The sequence below is a fragment of the Stenotrophomonas panacihumi genome, from assembly GCF_001431645.1.
Lineage (GTDB): Bacteria > Pseudomonadota > Gammaproteobacteria > Xanthomonadales > Xanthomonadaceae > Stenotrophomonas_A > Stenotrophomonas_A panacihumi.
This window is the reverse complement of the sequence record NZ_LLXU01000081.1, coordinates 38,723-59,536: the sequence shown is the minus strand read 5'-3', so window position 1 is coordinate 59,536 and position 20,814 is coordinate 38,723. Positions and strand designations below refer to the sequence as shown.

Genomic DNA, 20,814 nt, shown 5'->3' with positions numbered 1-20,814 from the left:
GGTCAGTGCACGGTGGGCGGGCGCGCGGCCTGCAGGTCGGCCCCGCAGTGGCGGCAGGTCGTCGGCGCCGTTTGCCCGTCCATCGGGAAATGGTTGCCGCCGCAGGCGTCGCAGAAGCGCGTCATCGCCAGGCTGCGGCGCGTGCCGATCGCCACCACGCCCAGCGCGAGCGCGAAAAAATACCAGGGCGCGCCCGTTGCCCAGACCACGCCGAGGAACACCGCGTCGGCGCCCAGCATCAAGGCGATCCATACACCGCGCTTGAGCCGCGCGTTACGGGTGTGGCGGAAGAACGCGAGCGCCGCCAGACCCACCGCGACCCACAGCGCGAACAGCCAGGGCATCAGGTCATCCAGCGGCAGGTCGGGCGAGGGGGGCATGGCAAGGTCTTCGAAAAGTGCCGCGCAGCTTACGGGCGCTGGCCGATGGCCGGCAAACCGTCAGCCGGCTTCTTCGTCCGCGCCGCCCGGCGGCAGCCCGGTATAGCGCGCACGCGGCCGGATCAGCGTGCCCAGCGCCTGTTGCTCCTGCGCATGCGCCAGCCAACCGGCCGAGCGCCCGGCCGCGAACAGCACCAGCGCCGGCGCGGCGGGCAGGTCGTGCACGAAACACAGCGCGGCGAGCAGGCCATCGATGTTCGGATGCTGGCCGCTGGCTTCTTCCGCGGCGGCGATCACCGTTTCGACATGCGCCATCGCCGGCGCATCGCCGCGCCGTTCGCGCAGCATGCGCAGCACTTCGGCGCCGCGCGGGTCGCCGTGCGGGTACAGCACGTGGCCGAAGCCGGGCAGGTCTTCGCCACGCTGCCAGCGCGAGGCGATGAAGCCGGCCGGGTCGCCGCTATCCAATGCGTCGCGCAGCAACGCATAGGCACGCATCGTGGCGCCGCCATGGCGGGGGCCGGACAACGCCGAGAGGCCCGCGCAGACCGTGGCGTGCAGGTGCGCGCCGGTGGAGGCCACCACGCGTGCGGCGAACGCGGACACATTGAGTTCGTGGTCGGCGCACAGCACCAGCGCGGCGCGGACGAGTTCGGCGAAATCCGCATCGCCGGGGCGCCATGCATCGCCCAGCAATTCATGCACCGGGCGCGCGTCCGGCGCACGCGCCACGAGCAGCGCCGCGTTGTGGCGCAGCAGCGTGGCGGCGATTTCGCGCCGCACCGGCAGCGCCGGGTTGAAGGCCTGGCGAACGTCCAGCGCCAGCAGCGGGATGCACGCCAGGGCGCGTTCGATCGGCGGCAGGCTGGCATCGCCCGCCACGTCCTGCACGCGTTGCGGCCAGGCGCTGGCGAACGGCGCGGCGAAGGGATCCTGCTCGCCGCAATCCCACAGCAGCCGCGCGATGTCCTCCAGCGTGGCGCCGGCGCGCACCGCCGCCACCGCCGATTGCCCACGGTAGTAGGGTGAGTCCGGGCGGATCAGCGAGATGCGCGTCTCCAGCACCGGCAGCCCGCGATCCAGGCTCTGTGCCGCGCCACGCGCGGCGCCCCGGCCCGCCCGCTTGCGCTGGGCCAGCCGGTCGACATCCGCGCGCAGGTACACCCGGCTGCGGTGGTCGGGCCCGGGCCGCGAACCCAGCAGCCCCCGGCTCACATAGGCGTAGAGCGTGGCGGTGCTGATGCCCAGCAGGCGGCAGGCCTCGGCGGCGGTGACCAGTTCGTTGTCGGAGGTGGGCATGGCTGACAGGTTGATTTATTGAATCAAGATTGATCAACCGGACCGATGGTGCCAGATTGCACGCCATCGCGAAACGGTCCCGCCGGGGCCGCCGCCCGTCACCAGGAGTTCCTCCATGAGCGTTACTTCCGCCGGCGCCCGCTTCCGCGCCGCCCTGGCCGCCGAATCCCCGCTGCAGGTCATCGGCGCCCTCAACGCCAACCACGCGCTGCTGGCCCAGCGCGCCGGTTACCGGGCGATCTACCTGTCCGGCGGCGGCGTGGCGGCCGGTTCGCTGGGCCTGCCGGACCTGGGCATCAACACGCTGGAAGACGTGCTCATCGACGTGCGCCGCATCACCGACGTGTGCGAGCTGCCGCTGCTGGTCGATATCGACACGGGCTTTGGCCCCAGCGCCTTCAACATCGAGCGCACGATCAAGTCGCTGATCAAGGCCGGCGCGGCCGCCTGCCACATCGAGGACCAGGTCGGCGCCAAGCGCTGCGGCCATCGCCCGGGCAAGGAGATCGTGTCCAAGGACGAGATGGTCGACCGGGTAAAGGCCGCCGCCGATGCCAAGACCGATGCGGACTTCTTCCTGATCGCGCGCACCGACGCCATCCAGGTCGACGGCGTGGACGCGGCGATCGAGCGCGCCATTGCCTGCGTGGAAGCCGGCGCCGACGGCATCTTCGCCGAGGCCGCCTACGACCTGGAGACCTACCGCAAGTTCGTCGACGCGGTGAAGGTGCCGGTGCTGGCCAACATCACCGAGTTCGGCAAGACCCCGCTGTTCAGCCGCGACGAACTGGCCTCGGCCGGCGTGGCGATCCAGCTGTTCCCGCTGTCCGCGTTCCGCGCCGCCAACAAGGCCGCCGAGAACGTCTATGCCGCCATCCGCCGCGACGGCCACCAGCGCAATGTGGTCGACACCATGCAGACGCGCGAGGAGCTGTACGAGCGCATCGGCTACCACGCCTTCGAACAGCGCCTGGATGCGCTGTTCAGCGGCAAGGCCGGCTGAAGCGCCGCGCCCGCCGTTTCCCTCATTCCGCACGCACGCATTCCCGGGAGTACCGACATGTCCGAGCAAGCCACCACCGCCCCCGGCTTCAAGCCGAAGAAGTCCGTCGCCCTGTCCGGCACCGCCGCCGGCAACACCGCGCTGTGCACCGTCGGCCGCAGCGGCAACGACCTGCATTACCGCGGCTACGACATCCTGGACCTGGCCAACACCAGCGAGTTCGAGGAGATCGCCTACCTGCTGGTGCACGGCAAGCTGCCCACCCGCGCCGAGCTGGCGTTCTACAAGCGCAAGCTCAAGGCGCTGCGCGGCATTCCCGCCGCGGTGCAGGACGCGCTGGAGACGCTGCCGCCGTCGGCCCACCCGATGGACGTGATGCGCACCGGCGTGTCGGTGCTCGGCTGCGTGCAGCCGGAAAAGGACGACCACAACCACCCGGGCGCGCGCGACATCGCCGACAAGCTGATGGCCTGCCTGGGCTCGATGCTGCTGTACTGGTACCACTTCAGCCACAACGGCGTGCGCATCGACGTGGAGACCGACGACGACTCGATCGGCGGCCACTTCCTGCACCTGCTGCATGGCGAAAAGCCGCGTGAATCGTGGGTGCAGGCGATGCACACCAGCCTGATCCTCTACGCGGAGCACGAGTTCAACGCCTCCACCTTCACCTGCCGCGTCATCGCCGGCACCGGCAGCGACATGTACAGCTGCATCGCCGGCGGCATCGGCGCGCTGCGTGGCCCCAAGCACGGCGGCGCCAATGAAGTGGCCTTCGAAGTGCAGAAGCGCTACGAAACCCCGGACGAAGCCGAGGAAGACATCAAGGCGCGCGTGGAGCGCAAGGAAGTGGTGATCGGCTTCGGCCACCCGGTCTACACCGTGTCCGACCCGCGCAACAAGGTCATCAAGGAAGTCGCGCGCCAGCTCTCGGCCGAAGAGAAGCACATGAAGATGTACGACATCGCCGAGCGCCTGGAAACGGTGATGTGGGACATCAAGAAGATGTTCCCGAACCTGGACTGGTTCAGTGCGGTGAGCTACCACATGATGGGCGTGCCGACGGCGATGTTCACCCCGCTGTTCGTCATCGCGCGCACTGCTGGCTGGAGCGCGCACGTCATCGAGCAGCGCATCGACGGCAAGATCATCCGCCCCTCGGCGAACTACACCGGCCCGGAAGACCGCGAGTTCGTGCCGCTGGACAAGCGCGGCTGATCGATCGGCGGCGGCCGCGTGCCGCCGCCGCGGCGTTCCCACAGAACGCCCCCACAGAACGCCTCCGCAGGACGCCCCACCCGCCACGCATCGCGCAGCCGACCATGAACACCCATCACCGCAAACCGCTCCCCGGCACCGGGCTCGACTATTTCGACGCCCGCGCCGCGGTCGACGCCATCGCCCCCGGCGCCTACGCCGGCCTGCCTTACACCTCGCGCGTGCTCGCCGAGAACCTGGTGCGCCGCTGCGACCCGGCCACGCTGGAGGCTTCGCTGCGCCAGCTGGTCGAGCGCCGCCGCGACCTGGATTTCCCTTGGTTTCCCGCGCGCGTCGTGTGCCACGACATCCTCGGCCAGACCGCGCTGGTCGACCTGGCCGGCCTGCGCGACGCCATCGCCGATGCCGGCGGCGACCCCGCCAAGGTCAACCCGGTGGTGCCGGTGCAGTTGATCGTGGACCACTCGCTGGCGGTGGAATGCGGCGGCTACATGCCCGATGCGTTCGCGAAGAACCGCGCCATCGAGGACCGTCGCAACGAGGACCGCTTCCACTTCATCGACTGGACCAAGCTGGCGTTCGAGAACGTGGACGTGATTCCGCCGGGCAACGGGATCATGCACCAGATCAACCTGGAGAAGATGTCGCCTGTGATCTACCAGCAGGACGGCGTCGCCTTCCCGGACACCTGCGTGGGCACCGACAGCCACACGCCGCATGTCGATGCGCTGGGCGTGATCGCGATTGGCGTGGGCGGGCTGGAAGCGGAGAACGTCATGCTGGGCCGCGCTTCGTGGATGCGCCTGCCGGACATCATCGGCGTGGAGCTCAGCGGCCGCCCGCAGCCGGGCATCACCTGCACCGACATCGTGCTGGCGCTCACCGAGTTCCTGCGCAAGCAGAAGGTGGTCGGCGCGTACCTGGAATTCTTCGGCGAGGGCGCCGCGGCGCTCACCATCGGCGACCGCGCGACCATCTCCAACATGTGCCCGGAATACGGCGCCACCGCGGCGATGTTCTTCATCGACGGGCAGACGCTGGACTACCTGCGCCTGACCGGCCGCGAGGAAGCGCAGATCCAGCTGGTGGAAACCTACGCCAAGGCCACCGGCCTGTGGGCCGACGACCTGGAGACCGCGCAGTACGAGCGCACGCTGCACTTCGATTTGTCCAGCGTGGTGCGCAACATGGCCGGCCCGTCGAACCCGCACGCGCGGCTGGCGACGACCGACCTGGCCGAGCGCGGCATCGCCACCGGGCTGGAACAGGCGCGTGAGCAGGAAGCGCAGGGGCTGATGCCGGATGGCGCGGTGATCATTGCCGCGATCACCAGCTGCACCAACACCTCCAACCCGCGCAACGTCATCGCCGCCGGCCTGCTGGCGCGCAACGCGAATCGCCTCGGCCTGCATCGCAAGCCGTGGGTGAAGACGTCGCTGGCGCCGGGCTCGCGCGCTGTCGCGCTGTACCTGGAAGAGGCCGGGCTCACGCACGAACTGGAGCAGCTCGGCTTCGGCGTGGTCGCGTTTGCCTGCACCACCTGCAACGGCATGTCCGGCGCGCTGGAGCCGGCGATCCAGCAGGAGATCATCGAACGCGACCTGTACGCGACCGCCGTGCTTTCCGGCAACCGCAACTTCGACGGCCGCATCCATCCCTATGCCAAGCAGGCCTTCCTGGCCTCGCCGCCGCTGGTGGTGGCCTATGCCATCGCCGGCACCATCCGCTTCGACATCGAGAAGGACGTGCTCGCGGTGGTGGACGGCAAGGAGATCCGCCTGAAGGACCTGTGGCCAAGCGACGAGGAAATCGACGCGGTGGTGCGCGCGGCGGTGAAGCCGGAGCAGTTCCGCCAGGTCTACACGCCGATGTTCGTCCGTCACGGCGGCCATGCCGCGCGCGTGCCGCCGCTATACGACTGGCGCCCGCAGAGCACCTACATCCGCCGCCCGCCGTATTGGGAGGGCGCGCTGGCCGGCGCACGCACGCTCAAGGGCATGCGCCCGCTGGCGCTGCTCGGCGACAACATCACCACCGACCATCTCTCGCCTTCCAACGCGATCATGGCCAACAGCGCGGCCGGCGAATACCTCGCGCACATGGGCGTGCCGGAGGAAGACTTCAATTCCTACGCCACGCACCGCGGCGACCACCTCACCGCGCAGCGCGCCACGTTCGCCAACCCGAAGCTGTTCAACGAGATGGTGCGCACGCCCGAGGGCGAGGTGAAGCAGGGCTCGCTGGCGCGCGTGGAGCCGGAAGGACGGGTGATGCGCATGTGGGAAGCCATCGAGACCTATATGGCGCGCAAGCAGCCGCTGATCATCATCGCCGGCGCCGACTACGGGCAGGGCTCCTCGCGCGATTGGGCCGCCAAGGGCGTGCGCCTGGCCGGCGTGGAGGCGATCGTCGCCGAAGGCTTCGAGCGCATCCACCGCACCAACCTGATCGGCATGGGCGTGTTGCCGCTGGAGTTCAAGCCGGGCACGGACCGCAAGACGCTGGGCCTGGACGGCACGGAAACCTATGACGTCATCGGCCTGCGCCGCCCGCGCGCGGACCTGACGTTGGTGGTGCACCGCGCTGATGGCAGCCGTGTCGACGTGCCGGTGACCTGCCGCCTGGACAGCGACGAGGAAGTGTCCATCTACGAGGCGGGCGGCGTGCTGCAGCGCTTCGCGCAGGATTTCCTCGACGCGTCGAAAGCGGCCTGATTCGTTCGTCGGTGTCATGAGGCGCGTGCGATGCTGCACGCGCCGCTTCCCCTGACCAGGAGATCGACCATGAGCCACGACAAGACCGGTACCGTCCGCCTCCACCGCGTGCTGCGCGCGCCCGCCGAGCGCATCTATCGCGCCTTCCTCGACCCGGACGCGATGGCCAAGTGGCTGCCGCCGCATGGCTTCACCGGCAAGGTGCACGAGATCGACGCGCGCGTGGGCGGCCGCTACCGCATGTCCTTCACCAACCTGGGCACCGGCTCGAGCCATTCGTTCGGCGGTACCTACCTGGAGCTGGTGCCGGGCGAACTGATCCGGCACACCGACACCTTCGACGACCCGAACATGCCCGGCGAAATGATCACCGCCGTGAAGCTGCGCGCCGTCGCTTGCGGCACCGAGCTGGACATCGTCCAGGAAGGCATCCCCGCGCAGATCCCGGTCGAGTTCTGCTACCTCGGCTGGCAGGAGTCGCTGACCCTGCTGGCCCAGCTGGTCGAGCCCGAGATTCCCGACAACCCTTGAGCCACGCCACAGGAACGCCCATGCCGTCCGTCCCGCAGATCCGCATTCCCGCCACCTACATGCGCGGTGGCACCAGCAAGGGCGTGTTCTTCCGCCTGGAAGACCTGCCCGAGCGTGCGCGCGTGCCCGGCAAGGCGCGCGATGCGCTGCTGCAGCGGGTGATTGGCAGCCCCGACCCGTACGCCAAGCAGATCGATGGCATGGGCGGGGCGACGTCGAGCACCAGCAAGACGGTGATCGTCTCGCGCAGCGAGCGCGCCGGGCATGACGTGGACTACCTGTTCGGCCAGGTCGCCATCGACAGCGACTTCGTCGACTGGAGCGGCAACTGCGGCAACCTCTCGGCGGCGGTGGGGCCGTTCGCGATTGCCGCCGGGTTGGTGGATGCGGCCAAGGTGCCGCGCGACGGCCTGGCCACCGTGCGCATCTGGCAGGAGAACATCGGCAAGACCATCGTCGCGCATGTGCCGATGACCGATGGCCAGGTGCAGGAAACCGGCGATTTCGAACTGGACGGCGTGACCTTCCCGGCGGCGGAAGTCCAGCTGGAATTCCTCGATCCGGCCGACGATGGCGAGGAGGGCGGGGCGATGTTCCCGACCGGCCATCTCGTCGATACGCTCGACGTGCCCGGCGTGGGCAGCTTCCAGGCGACGCTGATCAACGCAGGCATCCCGACCATCTTCCTGGACGCCGCCGCGCTCGGTTACACCGGCAGCGAGCTGCAGGAAGCGATCAATGGCGACGCTGCCGCGCTGGCGCGCTTCGAAACGATCCGCGCGCATGGCGCGGTGAAGATGGGGCTGATCGCGCATCCCGATGAAGCGGCCAAGCGCCAGCACACGCCCAAGGTGGCGTTCGTGGCGCCGCCGGCGGCGTATGTCGCGTCCAGTGGCAAGCAGGTCGCCGCCGAGGACATCGACCTGCGCGTGCGCGCGATGTCGATGGGCAAGTTGCACCACGCGATGATGGGCACGGCGGCGGTGGCGATCGGCACCGCCGCGGCGATTCCCGGCACGCTGGTGAACCTGGCGGCCGGCGGCGGCGAACGTGGCGCGGTGCGCTTCGGGCATCCGTCCGGCACGCTGCGCGTCGGCGCCGAAGCGGCGCGGGTGGATGGCCAGTGGGTGGTCACCAAGGCGGTGATGAGCCGCAGTGCCCGCGTGCTGATGGAAGGTTCGGTGCGCGTGCCGGGCGACAGCTTCTGATCGCGATACCCGGTGCTAAGGTGGGCGCTTTCGCGCGCGAGCCTGCCCTGGCATGTCATTGAAACGAGCCTTCGCCCTGGGTGCCTTGTTGTCGTGGGCGCCGCTCGCGCTGGCCGCACTGGTGTCCGGCAGCGAATGGCTGGGCGCCGAACTGCCCGGCGGCCTGCCGCTGGGCAACCTGCTGGGCGCTTCGATCCTGTTTGCACCCGCGCTGGCGGGCTGGCTGGCGGCCAGGCCACGCGCCCGGCAGCGCCTGTGGGCGACGATGACGCTGGCGGCGGCGCTGGCGTGGCTGCCGGTGTCGATGCTGCTGGCGGGGAACGTGGCACTGAACTTCCACGGCGAACGCGGCGCGGCGTGGCTGGGTTTCAGCGCGGTGGTGGTGATCGCGCTGGGCGTGTCGCTGGCGTGGGCGCTGGTGGCGGGGCTGCGGCGTCGGGGCTGACGGCGCCGGGCATCAAGCCGGCGCGCCCGGCGCGCGATCGAGGCGTTGCAGCACATCGCGCGCGCGGAACAGGCGGTCGTACCTGCCGATGCCGACCTGCTCCAGGATGCCTTCCTTGACCAGGTTGTTGATGGCCGCGTTGGCGGCCGGCTGGGAAATGTCCAGCAACTCCATGGCGCGTCGCACGTTGATCACGGGATATCCCAGCAGCAGGCGGGGCAGCTTGCGCACCGCCGAATCGCTGCGGTATCCGGCCACGCGCTGCTCCCATTCGTTGAGCAGCGCGAGCAGGTCCCGGGCGATGGCGATCGCCTCCTCGCAGGATTCCACGATGGCCGAGGTCAGCAGCCGGATCCACGGCCCCCATTCGCCGCGCAGCTGGATCGCCGCGAGCGCATCGTAGTAGGCCTGCCTGGCGCGCAGGAGCGATCCCGACAGGTACAGCGGCGGATGCCCGGTGGCCACCAGCAGCAGCGGCATGAGCAGGCGTCCGGTGCGCCCATTGCCGTCGTGGTAGGGATGGATGGTCTCGAACTGCGCGTGCGTGATCGCCAGTTGCGCCAGCACGGAAAGTTCGCCGTATTCGCCGTCGCGCTGGGTGTACTGGAGCATGCTGTCGCGCAGTTCTTCCATGCAGGCCGGGAGGTATTCGGGTGGCGCCGGGACGAACGTGGCGTCCTCGATCCTTCCCGGCGGGCCGATCCATACCTGCGTGTCGCGATACGCGCCGATGGGAAAGCGGCCCGCCGCATCTTCCATGAGCCGCGCATGCAGGTCGTGGATCAGCGGCAGGTCCAGCGCGGCGCGTCCACCGGCGCGGATGCGCGCCAGGCCCAGGGCCAGCGCGGCGACGTAGCGTTCGGTGACCTTGACGTCCGCGGCCAGGCCATCGGCACCTTGCGTTGCCTCGTAGGCCAGCAGTTCGGTCAGGCTCGCTTGCGTGCCTTCGATCTGGGAGCTGGTCACCGCCTCGCGGCGTGCCAGCGTGCGGGTGACCATGTCGGCGTTGGGCAATACCTGGATGACGCCCTGAAGTTGTCCCAGCGCGTTGGCGGCCCGGGCAAACAGCCCCTGGTACTTGGCGGCATCGGGGATGTTGCGCGGCGTGGGGGGCGCCACCAGGGCAAGCGCGTTCGGGTGCCCCTGGGCGGGCACGAGGTACTGCTGGCGGTCGTGGGTGAGTTGGTTGCGGCGCATGCGGTGTCCCCTGAGGGCGAGGTGCCGGAACCTCATGAATGACGCGAAGGTTCATAAGGATGGGTACTCACGGTTATTTTATAGTCGACTCAGATAAGTATCTCAAGATATCCTTATTTTTATATGGCAAGTTCATAAGGATAGGGGAGCCGGCTGCCCGCTGGATGGATCTGCTCCTCCCCTCATCCAGATGCCACGAACGCCCCCCTATACTTTCCGCGGCTTTTCATGGAGCGAAAGCGATGCGCGTCGGTGCGGGGAAGGAGCGGAGCCGTCGGTTCCGCGGGGTGTTCGGGGGAATGTCGATCCTGCTGGTCCTGGCGCTGCTGCTGGCGCTGGCCGGCTGCAAGCGCAATGACACCGGCCAGTTGCCCGCCGCCAGCGGCGAGGCGATCCAGGGCGAGGCGGCCCCGGTCACCGGCTTCGCGCTGTTGCGCGCCTATCCCGACGACGATGACGACGGCCTGTCGCTGGCGCTGGAGTTCACCCAGCCGCTGGTCGGCACGCAGGATTTCGACAAGCTCATCCGCTTCGAGCACGACGTCGGCAACGACGACAGCAGCTGGTCGCTCTCCGACGACGGCAAGACCCTGCGCTTCCCGTACATCGAGGCCGGCAAGGACTACACGCTGACCATCTCCGGCGACCTGCTCGCCGCCGATGGCACGCGCCTGGGCAAGCCGGTCACGCAGGCGGTGTTCGCCGCCGACCTCAAGCCCGCCGCCGGCTTCGCCTCGCAGGGCAGCGTGCTGCCGGCGCGCGAAAGCCGCGGCCTGCCGGTGGTGTCGGTCAACGTGCCGGAAGTGGACGTGGAGTTCATGCGCGTGCGCGAGGAGGCCATGCCGGCCTTCTTCAGCCAGTACCAGCGCGGCGGCCACCGCAGCGGCTGGGAGCTGGACCGCAGCTACGGCAACAACACGCCACTGGCCAAGCTGGCTGAACCGGTCTACGTCAACCGCTTCGTGCTCACCGGGAAGAAGAACCAGCGCGCACTGACCTACCTGCCCATCCAGGACATCAAGGAACTGCAGGCGCCGGGCCTGTACTTCGCGGTGCTGCGCCAGCCGGGCAAGTTCAGCGACAGCTACGACACGGTGTTCTTCACCCTCTCCGACATCGGCCTGCATGCGCGCGCCTACAAGTCGCAGCTGTTCGTGCATACCGCCTCGCTGGCCAGTGGCGATCCGCTGGCGAAGGTGGAACTGCGGGTCATCGACAACAAGGGCGAGACGGTGCTCAAGGGCGCCACCGACGCCCACGGCAATGCGCTGCTCAACTACAAGCTCGACGCCGGCCAGGTGCTGGTGGCGCGCAGCGGGCAGGATCTGTCACTGCTGCCGTTCAACCAGCCGGCGCTGGACCTGAGCGAGTTCGCCGTGGCCGGGCGCGAGAACGCCTGGTTCGACGTGTTCGCCTGGTCCGGCCGCGACCTCTACCGCCCCGGCGAAACCGTGCGCGTGTCGGCGCTGCTGCGCGACAACGACGGCCGCCCCGTGCAGGCCGGCAAGGACCACAAGGCGCAGCCGCTGTTCCTGCGCCTCAAGCAACCTGACGGCAAGACCTTCCGCGAAGCGCGCCTGCAGCCCGGCGAACAGGGCTATGTCGAGTTCGACCAGCGCATTCCCGACGACGCGCCTACCGGGCGCTGGCAGCTGGAATTCCGCACCGACCCAGGCAGCGCCGAGGCGATCCAGGGCCTGACGATCCGCATCGAGGAATTCCTGCCCGAGCGCATGAAGCTCACGCTGCAGGGCGGCAGCGAGGTACTCAAGCCGGGCGCGCCGCTCAAGCTGCAGGTCGACGGCGCCTACCTGTATGGCGCGCCGGCGGCCGGTAACCGCTTCACCGCCAAGCTGGCGGTGGCGGTGGAGCAGCATCCGCTCGAATCGCTGCCCGGCTTCTTCTTCGGCGACCCCACCGTGGAGCTGCCCAAGGAAGCCAACGACGTCATCGATACCGAACTCGGCGCCGACGGCAAGCTGGCGCAGGACGTGCCGCTGCCGGCCGAAGCCAAGCCGGTGACGCCGGTTGCCGCGGTGCTGTCGGGCAGCCTCTACGAAACCGGCGGGCGCACCGTGACGCGCACGCTGAAGCAGGTGATGTGGCCGGCCGACGCGCTGGTCGCCGTGCGCCCGCTGTTCGACGACAAGGAAGGCGCCGATGCCAACGGCAACGCGCGCTTCGAACTCACCCGCGTCGGCGCCGATGGCAAGCCGCGCCCGGCCAAGGGCCTGAACGTCACGCTGGTGCGCGAGTTGCGCGACTACCACTGGCAGTTCCGCGACGACACCTGGGATTACGACTTCACCCGCCGCTTCGAGAGCAAGCAGACGGTGAAGCTGGATGTCGGCGCCGACGCGACGAAGTTCGATTTCCCGGTGGAGTGGGGCGAATACCGCATCGATGTGTTCGACCCGGCCACCGGCCTGACCATGCGCTATCCGTTCCGCGCCGGCTGGAGCTGGAACGACGACAACCGCGGCCTGGACGCGCGCCCGGACAAGGTCAAGCTGGCGCTGGACAAGACCAGCTACCGCGCCGGCGACACGCTCAAGGTCACGCTGACCCCGCCGCATGCCGGTCGCGGCGTGCTGATCGTGGAGAGCGACAAGCCGCTGTACGTGCAGGACATCCAGGCCAAGGCCGGCAGCACGTTCGAGATTCCGGTCACCGCCGAATGGGAGCGCCACGACGTCTACGTCACCGCGCTGGTGTTCCGTGGCGGCAGCGCGGCCAGCAAGATCACCCCGGCGCGCGCGGTCGGCGTGGCGCACGTGCCGATGGACCGCAAGACGCGCCGCGTCGCCGTGGGCCTGGTCGCGCCGAAGCAGATGCGACCGGAGCAGCCGTTGCCGGTGCAGGTGAGCGTGCCGGAACTGGCCGGGCGCGAGGCGCATGTCACCGTCTCGGCGGTGGACGTGGGCATCCTCAACATCACCCGTTTCCCGGTGCCGGACGCCAACGCGCACTTCTTCGCCCAGCGCCGCTTCGGCGTGGATGCGTACGACGTGTACGGGCGTGTCATCGAAAGCTTCGACGGCAATACCGGCCGCCTGCGTTTCGGTGGCGACATGGCGCTGGAAGCACTGCCGCAGTCGCGCCGGCCCACCGCGCGCGTGCAGACGGTGGACCTGTTCTCCGGCTCGGTGAAGCTTGACGCCAAGGGCAATGCGCGCCTGCAGCTGCCGGTGCCGGATTTCAACGGCACGCTGCGCGTCTCGGCCCTGGTGTATGCCGACGACCGCTACGGCAATCGCGACGTGGAAACGCTAGTGCGCGCGCCGATCCTGGCCGAGGCCTCGATGCCGCGCGTGATGGCGCCGGGCGACCGCAGCACCGTCACCGTGGACGTGCAGAACTTCACCGGCAAGCCCGGCACCTTCGACGTGCGCGTGGACGGGCAGGGGCCGCTGGCCATCGGCGAGAACACGCGGCGCGTGCAGCTTGCCGCCGAAGCCAAGCAGACCCTGAGCTTCCCGCTCACCGCGCGCGAAGGCCACAGCGTCGCCAACGTGCGCGTGCGCGTGGGCGGCAACGGCTTCCAGGCCGACCGCCATTACGACCTGCCGGTGCGCGCGGCGTGGCCGCAGGTGCTGCGCTCGCGCACATTGGTGCTCGACCCGCTGGCCCCCGTCACGCTTGCTGCCAGTGACATGGAAGGGTTGATGGCCGAGTCGATCGATGCGCGCATGGTGGTCAGCGCGTTGCCGCCGATCCCGTTCGCCGCCGCGTTGAAGGGCGCGCTCGAATACCCGTACGGCTGTGCCGAGCAGACGACCAGCAAGGGCTACGCCGCGCTGATGCTCGACGAGGCCACCGCGAAGATGCTCGGCGTCACCGGCCTGGACGCGGCCAAGCGCCGCGAGCGCATGGAAGGCGCGCTCGGCCGGCTGGCCTCGATGCAGATCGGCAGCGGCCACTTCTCGATGTGGGGCGGGGATGACGACTACAGCAACCCGTGGCTCACGCCGTACATCGCCGAGTTCCTGCTCGATGCGAAGGACGCCGGCTTCGCGGTGCCCGACAACGTGCTGCAGAAGGCGCTCAACCGCCTGAGCGAGGATCTGCTCAGCGGCGGCAACGCGTTCTACGGTTACGACCGCCGCGAGAGCCTGCGCTTCGCCAACCAGGCGTGGTCGGGCTATGTGCTGGCCCGCGTCAACCGCGCCCCGCTGGGCACGCTGCGCGCGCTGTACGACAACGACCGCAGCAAGGCCGCCACCGGCCTGGCGCTGGTGCACCTGGGCGTGGCGCTGTCGCTGCAGGGCGACCGCAAGCGTGGCGAGGCGGCGATTGCCGAAGGCTTCGCCAAGGGCCGTGACGACCGTATCGGCTGGTTCGGCGATTACGGCACCGCGATTCGCGACGACGCGCTGATGATGGCGCTGGTACACGAACGTGGCCTGTCCAAGCCAGCCTACGACGCGCGCACCGTGCCGCTGGGCCAGGCGCTGGAAGCGCGGCGCGGCGATGGCCGCGGCAACCTGTGGCTGAGCACGCAGGAACAGGTGGCGCTGGCGCGGCTGGGCAAGGCGCTGGCCGCCGACAGCAGCCGCACCGTGTCCGGCACGCTGGACGTGGGCGGCGCCAGCGAAGCGATCGCGCCGGTGCGCGTGTTCGGCCATGGCTTCGACGGGGCCGCGCTGGCGCAGGGCGTGCGCTTCATGCCGGAAGGCGAGGCGCCGATGTACGCCAGCGTGGAAGTGGCCGGCATCCCGCGCCAGCCGCCGGCGGCGGACAACAGCCAGATCCAGGTCGAGCGCAGCTGGTACGGCACCGACGGCAAGCCGTGGAAGCCGGGCCCGCTGAAGGAGGGCGAGGCGCTGATCGTGCAGGTGCGCATCACCGCCAAGAACGACATGCCCGACGCGCTGCTCACCGACCTGCTGCCCGCCGGCCTGGAGATCGAGAACTTCAACCTCGGCGATGCCGCGCAGTGGGCCGACGTGGTGGTGGACGGCATCCAGGTCAACGACCGCGGCGACGCGGCCGAGGTGCGCCACGAGGAGTTCCGCGACGACCGCTACGTCGCCGCGCTCAAGCTCTCCGGGGGCGATCCCGCGCGCGTGTTCTACCTGGTGCGCGCGGTGACGCCGGGCACCTACCAGGTGCCGCCGTCGATCGTCGAGGACATGTACCGGCCGGCACTGCGGGGCATTGGCCGCGTCGCGCCGGAGACGATCACCGTGGTGCAGCCGTAAGCTGACCGGGCGCCGGCCCCGCGCCGGCGCCCGTCGTTCCACCGCCATGCCCGAATCTCCCGCCGCTCCCGCCGTTCGCCCGCGCCGTTCCCGCTGGACCTGGCTGCGCTGGGGCGTGGCCGCGCTGCTGGCGCTGCTGCTGGTGCTCGACGTGCTGTGCCCGCCGCCGCTGCCCAAGGCGCCGGACGTCTCCACGCTGGTGGTCGCCGCCGATGGCACGCCACTGCGCGCCTTCGCCGACCGCGATGGCGTGTGGCGCTACCCGGCCACGCCGGCCACCGTCTCGCCGTTGTACCTGCAGGCGCTGCTCACCTACGAAGACCGCGGCTTCTACCACCATCCGGGCATCAACCCGTGGGCGCTGCTGCGCGCCAGTGGCCAGTGGTTGCGCGCCGGGCATGTCGTCTCGGGCGGGTCGACGCTCACCATGCAGGTGGCGCGCATCCTCGACCCGCACTCGCGCACGCCGTGGGGCAAGCTCAAGCAGATGCTGCGCGCGCTGCAGCTGGAGACGCGGCTGAGCAAGGCGCAGATCCTGCAGCTGTACCTGGAGCGCGCGCCGTATGGCGGCACCATCGAAGGCGTGGAAGCGGCAAGCTGGGCGTACCTGGGCAAGCCCGCCGCGCGGCTCTCGCATGCCGAGGCGGCGTTGCTGGCGGTGCTGCCGCAATCACCCAGCGCGCTGCGCCCGGATCGGCACCCCGAGCGCGCCCGCGCCGCGCGCGACAAGGTGCTCGACCGCATGGCCGCGCTTGGCGCGTGGACGCCGGCGCAGGTGGCCGATGCGCGCATCGAACCGGTGGTCGCGCGCGCACTGCAGCCGCCGCTGCATGCCGCGCTGCTGGCCGAACGCCTGCGCGCCGCGCAGCCGGGGCGCGCGCGCATCACCAGCACGCTCGACGCGCAGTTGCAGCGCACGCTGGAAGAGCGCGTGGCCAGCTACTTCTCGCAGCTGCCCGAGCGCACCTCCGCCGCGCTGCTGGTGGTGGACAACCAGACCCTGGAAGCGCGCGCCTACGTCGGCTCGGTCGCCTTCACCGACACCCGCCGGCAGGGCTACGTGGACATGGTGCGCGCGTGGCGCTCGCCCGGCTCCACGCTCAAGCCGTTCCTCTACGGCATGGCGCTGGACGATGGGCTGATCCATTCGGAAAGCCTGCTCGTCGATGCGCCACAGAGTTTTGGCGGCTATCGCCCGGGCAATTTCGATGCGGCGTTCAACGGGCCGATCGGCGCGGCGAGCGCGCTGCGGCTTTCGCTCAATGTCCCGGCGGTGGACCTGCTCGACCGCGTCGGCCCGGCGCGCTTCGCCGCGCGGCTGGACAACGCCGGCATCCACCTGCGCTTCCCTCGGGGTGGTGCGCCAAACCTGGCATTGATCCTCGGCGGCACCGGCGCGCGCCTGGAGGACCTGGTCGGCGCATTCGCCGCGCTCAACCGGGGCGGCATCGCCGGCCGCGTGCGCTACCAGGCCGACGACCCCGTGCTCGACCGCCGCCTCGTCTCGCCCGGCGCGGCGTGGATCGTGCGCGAGGTGCTGGAAAGCAATCCGCGCCCGGGCTATGGCGCCGGCATGTTCGATACCGCGCGCCGTCCGCGCGTGGCATGGAAGACCGGCACCAGCTACGGCTATCGCGATGCCTGGGCGCTGGGCAGCACGCGGCGCTACACCGTCGGCGTGTGGGTGGGGCGGCCGGACGGCACGCCGCTGCCCGGCCAGTACGGGGCGATCACCGCGCTGCCGCTGATGTTCGAAGTGGTGGATGCGCTGCCGCGGCAAGCCGCCGATGCCGCGCCGGCGCCGATGCCCGCGAGCGTGACGCAGCTGGATATCTGCTGGCCCAGCGGCGAAGCGGCCGACGCCCTGCCGGCCTCGCTGTGCGCGCGTCGCCGTCCGGCCTACGCACTCGATGGCGCGGTGCCGCCCACGTTCGCCGAGCGCGACGCGCGCCTGTGGCGCGCCGGGCGCGAGCGCTATCGCGTGGATGCGCGCACGGGGCTGCGCCTGTCCTCGCAATGCACGCAGCCGCATGCCGAGCAGATGCGCGAGATCGCGCGCTGGCCCGCGCTGGCCTCGCCCTGGCTGGGGGAAGCGGAGCGTCGGCAGTCGCGGCCGCCGGCGCTTTCGCCCGATTGCACCGGCGACGGCGGCGACACCGGCGGTGAGCTGCGCATCCAGGGCCTGGTCGATGGCGCGGTGCTGGCGGTGGCGCCGGGCGCACAGCGCGGCGTGCGCCTGCAACTGCGCGCGCTGGGCTCCGAGGCGGCGGTGGACTGGCTGCTCGACGGCCGCGCCATCGGCCGCAGCCAGGGCCGCGCGATGTTCACCCACGTGTTCGACCAACCCGGCGACCACAGCCTTACCGCGCTGGCCGAGGATGGCGCGTGGGTGCGCCTGAAGTTCCGCGTGCTGGAGTGAAGCCCCCGCCCACGCGGGCAGGGGCATGCGCGGGTTACTTGCCGATCCAGCCGTCGAGCAGGTCGGCGAACTCGTCGGCGTGTTCCTCCTCCTGCGCCAGGATCTCCTCCAGGATGCGCTTGGTGGTGGTGTCCTTGTCGCCGACGAAGTTGATCATCTCGCGATAGCTGTCGATGGCGATGCGCTCGGCCACCAGGTTCTCGCGCACCATGTCGCGCAGGTCGGTGCCTTCCTTGTACTCGGCATGCGAGCGCGCGGTGAGCGTGTCCGGGTTGAGGTCCGGTTCGCCGCCGAGCTGCACGATGCGCTCGGCCAGCTTGCCGGCGTGCGCCTGTTCCTGCTGCGCGTGTTCCAGGAACTCGGCCTTGATCGAATCGGCGAGCATGCCCTTGGCCATGAAGTAATGGCGGTAGTAGCGCAGCACGCAGACATACTCGGTGGCGAGTGCGGCGTTGAGCAGCTTGATCACCGCCTCGCGGTCGGCGTGGTAGGTGCGGGTGACCGCGCCGTCCTCCACGTTCTTGCGCGCGGTGGCGCGCAGCGTGGCGGTGTCGGTGATGCCGGGGGGCATCTGCTTGGCGGGGGACTGCTTGGCGGGTTGGGCTGGCTTTGGCATGGCTTGCCTTTCCTCTGTGGTGCGATCGTTGCGATCGGGAGCTATTGCGGCAGGTGCGAGAGCACGTAATCGGCCGCGGAAACCTTGAATTCGCCGGGGTCTTCCACCCACAGCGCCTTGACCACGCCGTCCTCGGCGTACAGCGCGAAGCGGCGCGAACGCAGGCCCATGCCCGAGGCGCTGGCGTCCATCTCCAGGCCGAGCGCGCGAGTCAGTTCGGCGTTGCCGTCGGAGATAAACTGCAGGCCGTCCGGCGCGGACTGGCTGCGTCCCCAGGCGCGCATCACGAACGGGTCGTTCACCGCCATGCAGTAGACCTCGATGCCGCGCTGGCGGAATTCGTCGAAGTGTTCGATGTAGCCGGGCAGGTGCTTCTCCGAGCACGTCGGCGTGAACGCGCCGGGGATGGCGAACAACAGCACCTTGTGCCCGTCGAACAACGTGCGGGTATCGACGCTTTCCATGCCCTCGCGCAGGCGCTTGAGCACGACTTCGGGGATGCGGTCACCAACCTGGATGGTCATCGGGTGGACTCCTGTGGATGAAGGAAGACTAAAAATCGGCGGGGGAAGGCCGCGTCAACGTCTTGAAAGCCCCGCGCCGGCGCCTATCTCCCGGAACAGGGCGGACAACACCGCCACCCCTTTCCAGGAGAACACCATGAACGTCGTACGTTACCGCCGCTGGCCGCAGGCCGCCTTCGCCGCGGAGCTCGCGCCGCTGTTCGGCCGCACGGCCTTCGCCGCCCCGGCCGCCAATGCCGAGCAGTGGCAGCCGCGCGTGGACATCCGCGAGGAGCCGGAAGCCTTCGTGCTGCTGGCCGACCTGCCGGGCATTGACCCGGCGCAGATCCAGCTGCAGATGGACCGCAACGTCCTGTCCCTCAAGGGCGAGCGCACCGGCGGCGAACTGGCCGAAGGCCACCAGCGCCTGCTGGGCGAGCGTCGCCATGGCGCGTTCGAGCGGCGCTTTGCGCTGCCCGACACCGCCGACGCCGAAGGCATCACCGCCACCGGCAGGCACGGCGTGCTGGAGGTCCGCATTCCGAAGAAGGCCGAAGTGGCGCCGCGGCGCATCGTGGTGGGCGAGGCGGGCTGAGCCCTGTCCAGGCCCTCACGGCCAGCCCGTAGAATGGGCGGCGGCGATCAAGCCGCCGCCGACGGCCCGCGGTCGCGAGACGGCGGGCCGTTGTCATTTTCGAGGTGATGGATGGAATTCAAGGATTACTACGCGACCCTGGGCGTGGAGCCCAGCGCGGGCGAGGCCGAGATCAAGACGGCCTACCGCCGGCTCGCCCGCAAGTACCACCCCGACGTCAGCAAGGAGGCCGGCGCGGAGGACAAGTTCAAGGCCGTCAACGAGGCCTACGAGGCGCTGCGCGATCCGCAGAAGCGCGCGGCCTATGACCAGCTGCGCGCGCAGGGCTATCGCCCCGGCGAAGAGTTCCACGCGCCGCCGAACTTCAACGGCGGGCAGGGCTTCGATTTCGAGGAGATCTTCGGCAACGGCGGCGCCGGTGGCGGCTTCTCGGACTTCTTCGAAAGCCTGTTCGCCGGCCAGCGCGGCGGGCGTGCGCGCGGCGGTCCCGGCGCCGGCCCGCAGCCGCGCGGCGACACCCGCGCCAAGCTCGCCGTGCCACTGGAAGCGGTGTATTCCGGCGACAGCGTGCGCATCACCGTCAACGGCAAGCAGCTGGACGTGCGCGTGCCCAAGGGCGTCACGCCGGGCCAGGTGATCCGCCTGACGGGGCAGGGCAGCAACGGTGGCAACCTGCTGCTGGAAATCGAATACGCCGCGCATCCGCAGTTCGAAGTGGACGGGCACAACATCCTGTACACGCTGCAGGTGACGCCGTGGCAGGCCGCGCTCGGTACCTCGATCGGCGTGCCGACGCTGGGCGGCGAGGTGGAGCTGAAGATCCCGGCCGAATCCGACGCCGGCCGCAAGCTGCGCCTGCGCGGTCGCGGTCTGCCGGGCACGCCGGCGGGCGACCAGATCGTGGAGCTGGAAATCCTGGCCCCGGCGCCCACCGACGAAGCGCAGAAGAAGGCCTATCGCAACCTGGCCAAGGCGTTCGGCGAGAGCGTGTAAGCCGCCTGCGTGCGGGATGAAAAAAGGCGCCGCGAAAGCGGCGCCTTTTTCGTAAGCCGGGCGTTGTCGCTCAGCCGACCGAGCTGTCGTCGGCGCGGCTGAAGATGCGCTCGATCACCTCGGACAGTTCGTCCTCGGAGAACGGCTTGGTGATGTAGGCGCGGGCGCCCTGTCGCATGCCCCACATGCGGTCGGTGTCCTGGTCCTTGGTGGTCACCAGGATCACCGGGATGTTCTGCGTGCTCGGCTCGCGCTTGAGCGTGCGCGTGGCCTGGAAACCGTTGAGGTTGGGCATCACCACGTCCATCAGCACCAGGTCCGGCAGCGAGGCCTTGGCCGCTTCCACGCCGGCGGCGCCATCGGTGGCGGTGATGGTCTCGTGGCCCAGCTTCTCCACGATGCGCTGGATGCCCAGCAACTGCGAAGGCGAATCGTCGACGATCAGGATGCGCGCCATGTGGTTCCCCGTGAGTGCCGAAGGAGTGTAGTGCC

The 20,814-nt window shown here is 69.8% G+C and carries 16 protein-coding genes; 10 read left to right on the top strand and 6 right to left on the bottom strand.

Going from position 1 to position 20,814, the window contains the following annotated elements; genetic code table 11:
* Positions 1-2: 2 nt before the first annotated feature.
* Both ARC20_RS10485 and ARC20_RS10480 read right to left on the bottom strand, forming a co-directional pair.
* Complete coding sequence (locus tag ARC20_RS10485) at positions 3-380, bottom strand: hypothetical protein (RefSeq protein ID WP_057646826.1); 378 nt, start codon at positions 378-380, stop codon at positions 3-5.
* A gap of 60 nt (positions 381-440) precedes the next feature.
* Positions 441-1,679 carry a citrate synthase family protein gene (locus ARC20_RS10480; protein ID WP_057646824.1) on the bottom strand — a complete coding sequence of 413 codons (1,239 nt, stop codon included), beginning with the start codon at positions 1,677-1,679 and terminating at the stop codon, positions 441-443.
* A 115-nt stretch (positions 1,680-1,794) separates the two neighbouring features.
* Here ARC20_RS10480 and prpB point away from each other — a divergent pair, with 115 nt between their 5' ends.
* The 6 genes from prpB (at position 1,795) to ARC20_RS10450 (ending at position 8,798) form a co-directional block, all read left to right on the top strand.
* A complete protein-coding gene (gene prpB / locus ARC20_RS10475; protein ID WP_057646823.1) occupies positions 1,795-2,682 on the top strand; it encodes a methylisocitrate lyase in 888 nt (295 codons plus the stop codon).
* 57 nt (positions 2,683-2,739) lie between these two features.
* Positions 2,740-3,900: a bifunctional 2-methylcitrate synthase/citrate synthase gene (gene prpC, locus ARC20_RS10470; RefSeq protein WP_057646821.1), complete on the top strand. Its 1,161-nt coding sequence runs from the start codon at positions 2,740-2,742 to the stop codon at positions 3,898-3,900.
* Positions 3,901-4,004: 104 nt separating this feature from the next.
* Positions 4,005-6,614 (top strand): Fe/S-dependent 2-methylisocitrate dehydratase AcnD, encoded by a 2,610-nt coding sequence (acnD, locus tag ARC20_RS10465; protein WP_057646819.1) that lies wholly within the window; start codon positions 4,005-4,007, stop codon positions 6,612-6,614.
* A 30-nt stretch (positions 6,615-6,644) separates the two neighbouring features.
* Positions 6,645-7,145: an SRPBCC family protein gene (locus tag ARC20_RS10460; protein WP_425478490.1), complete on the top strand. Its 501-nt coding sequence runs from the start codon at positions 6,645-6,647 to the stop codon at positions 7,143-7,145.
* A gap of 20 nt (positions 7,146-7,165) precedes the next feature.
* Positions 7,166-8,353, top strand: a complete 1,188-nt coding sequence (prpF, locus tag ARC20_RS10455) for a 2-methylaconitate cis-trans isomerase PrpF (RefSeq protein ID WP_057646814.1) — start codon at positions 7,166-7,168, stop codon at positions 8,351-8,353.
* Between the two features lie 52 nt (positions 8,354-8,405).
* Complete coding sequence (locus ARC20_RS10450; RefSeq protein WP_146165836.1) at positions 8,406-8,798, top strand: hypothetical protein; 393 nt, start codon at positions 8,406-8,408, stop codon at positions 8,796-8,798.
* Positions 8,799-8,810: 12 nt separating this feature from the next.
* Here the strand turns inward: ARC20_RS10450 and ARC20_RS10445 are convergent, their stop codons facing one another.
* Positions 8,811-9,995: a Fic family protein gene (locus ARC20_RS10445; RefSeq protein WP_057646811.1), complete on the bottom strand. Its 1,185-nt coding sequence runs from the start codon at positions 9,993-9,995 to the stop codon at positions 8,811-8,813.
* A gap of 299 nt (positions 9,996-10,294) precedes the next feature.
* Between ARC20_RS10445 and ARC20_RS10440 the strand changes: the two genes are divergently transcribed.
* A complete protein-coding gene (locus tag ARC20_RS10440) occupies positions 10,295-15,196 on the top strand; it encodes an alpha-2-macroglobulin family protein (RefSeq protein WP_057646808.1) in 4,902 nt (1,633 codons plus the stop codon).
* 46 nt (positions 15,197-15,242) lie between these two features.
* Complete coding sequence (gene pbpC, locus ARC20_RS10435; protein WP_057646806.1) at positions 15,243-17,615, top strand: penicillin-binding protein 1C; 2,373 nt, start codon at positions 15,243-15,245, stop codon at positions 17,613-17,615.
* 34 nt (positions 17,616-17,649) lie between these two features.
* On the opposite strand, the gene ARC20_RS10430 is transcribed toward pbpC, so the two are convergent.
* Complete coding sequence (locus ARC20_RS10430; RefSeq protein WP_057646803.1) at positions 17,650-18,231, bottom strand: ferritin-like domain-containing protein; 582 nt, start codon at positions 18,229-18,231, stop codon at positions 17,650-17,652.
* Positions 18,232-18,272: 41 nt separating this feature from the next.
* The gene (locus ARC20_RS10425; protein WP_057646801.1) at positions 18,273-18,755 is read right to left on the bottom strand and encodes a peroxiredoxin; all 483 of its coding nucleotides are present in this window, start codon (positions 18,753-18,755) and stop codon (positions 18,273-18,275) included.
* Positions 18,756-18,891: 136 nt separating this feature from the next.
* Between ARC20_RS10425 and ARC20_RS10420 the strand changes: the two genes are divergently transcribed.
* The gene (locus ARC20_RS10420; RefSeq protein ID WP_057646799.1) at positions 18,892-19,329 is read left to right on the top strand and encodes an Hsp20/alpha crystallin family protein; all 438 of its coding nucleotides are present in this window, start codon (positions 18,892-18,894) and stop codon (positions 19,327-19,329) included.
* A gap of 111 nt (positions 19,330-19,440) precedes the next feature.
* Positions 19,441-20,322 (top strand): DnaJ C-terminal domain-containing protein, encoded by an 882-nt coding sequence (locus tag ARC20_RS10415; protein WP_057646797.1) that lies wholly within the window; start codon positions 19,441-19,443, stop codon positions 20,320-20,322.
* Between the two features lie 70 nt (positions 20,323-20,392).
* Here the strand turns inward: ARC20_RS10415 and pilH are convergent, their stop codons facing one another.
* Entirely contained in the window at positions 20,393-20,779 is a 387-nt protein-coding gene (pilH, locus tag ARC20_RS10410; protein ID WP_057646796.1) for a twitching motility response regulator PilH, read from the bottom strand.
* Between the last annotated feature and the right edge of the window lie 35 nt (positions 20,780-20,814).

Excerpts from the sequence above, each read along its gene's own strand:
- ARC20_RS10485 (WP_057646826.1), bottom strand. The coding sequence starts at position 380 with ATGCCCCCCTCGCCCGACCTGCCGCTGGATGACCTGATGCCCTGGCTG.
- ARC20_RS10480 (WP_057646824.1), bottom strand. The coding sequence starts at position 1,679 with ATGCCCACCTCCGACAACGAACTGGTCACCGCCGCCGAGGCCTGCCGC.
- prpB (WP_057646823.1), top strand. The coding sequence starts at position 1,795 with ATGAGCGTTACTTCCGCCGGCGCCCGCTTCCGCGCCGCCCTGGCCGCC.
- prpC (WP_057646821.1), top strand. The coding sequence starts at position 2,740 with ATGTCCGAGCAAGCCACCACCGCCCCCGGCTTCAAGCCGAAGAAGTCC.
- acnD (WP_057646819.1), top strand. The coding sequence starts at position 4,005 with ATGAACACCCATCACCGCAAACCGCTCCCCGGCACCGGGCTCGACTAT.
- ARC20_RS10460 (WP_425478490.1), top strand. The coding sequence starts at position 6,645 with ATGCTGCACGCGCCGCTTCCCCTGACCAGGAGATCGACCATGAGCCAC.
- prpF (WP_057646814.1), top strand. The coding sequence starts at position 7,166 with ATGCCGTCCGTCCCGCAGATCCGCATTCCCGCCACCTACATGCGCGGT.
- ARC20_RS10450 (WP_146165836.1), top strand. The coding sequence starts at position 8,406 with ATGTCATTGAAACGAGCCTTCGCCCTGGGTGCCTTGTTGTCGTGGGCG.
- ARC20_RS10445 (WP_057646811.1), bottom strand. The coding sequence starts at position 9,995 with ATGCGCCGCAACCAACTCACCCACGACCGCCAGCAGTACCTCGTGCCC.
- ARC20_RS10440 (WP_057646808.1), top strand. The coding sequence starts at position 10,295 with ATGTCGATCCTGCTGGTCCTGGCGCTGCTGCTGGCGCTGGCCGGCTGC.
- pbpC (WP_057646806.1), top strand. The coding sequence starts at position 15,243 with ATGCCCGAATCTCCCGCCGCTCCCGCCGTTCGCCCGCGCCGTTCCCGC.
- ARC20_RS10430 (WP_057646803.1), bottom strand. The coding sequence starts at position 18,231 with ATGCCAAAGCCAGCCCAACCCGCCAAGCAGTCCCCCGCCAAGCAGATG.
- ARC20_RS10425 (WP_057646801.1), bottom strand. The coding sequence starts at position 18,755 with ATGACCATCCAGGTTGGTGACCGCATCCCCGAAGTCGTGCTCAAGCGC.
- ARC20_RS10420 (WP_057646799.1), top strand. The coding sequence starts at position 18,892 with ATGAACGTCGTACGTTACCGCCGCTGGCCGCAGGCCGCCTTCGCCGCG.
- ARC20_RS10415 (WP_057646797.1), top strand. The coding sequence starts at position 19,441 with ATGGAATTCAAGGATTACTACGCGACCCTGGGCGTGGAGCCCAGCGCG.
- pilH (WP_057646796.1), bottom strand. The coding sequence starts at position 20,779 with ATGGCGCGCATCCTGATCGTCGACGATTCGCCTTCGCAGTTGCTGGGC.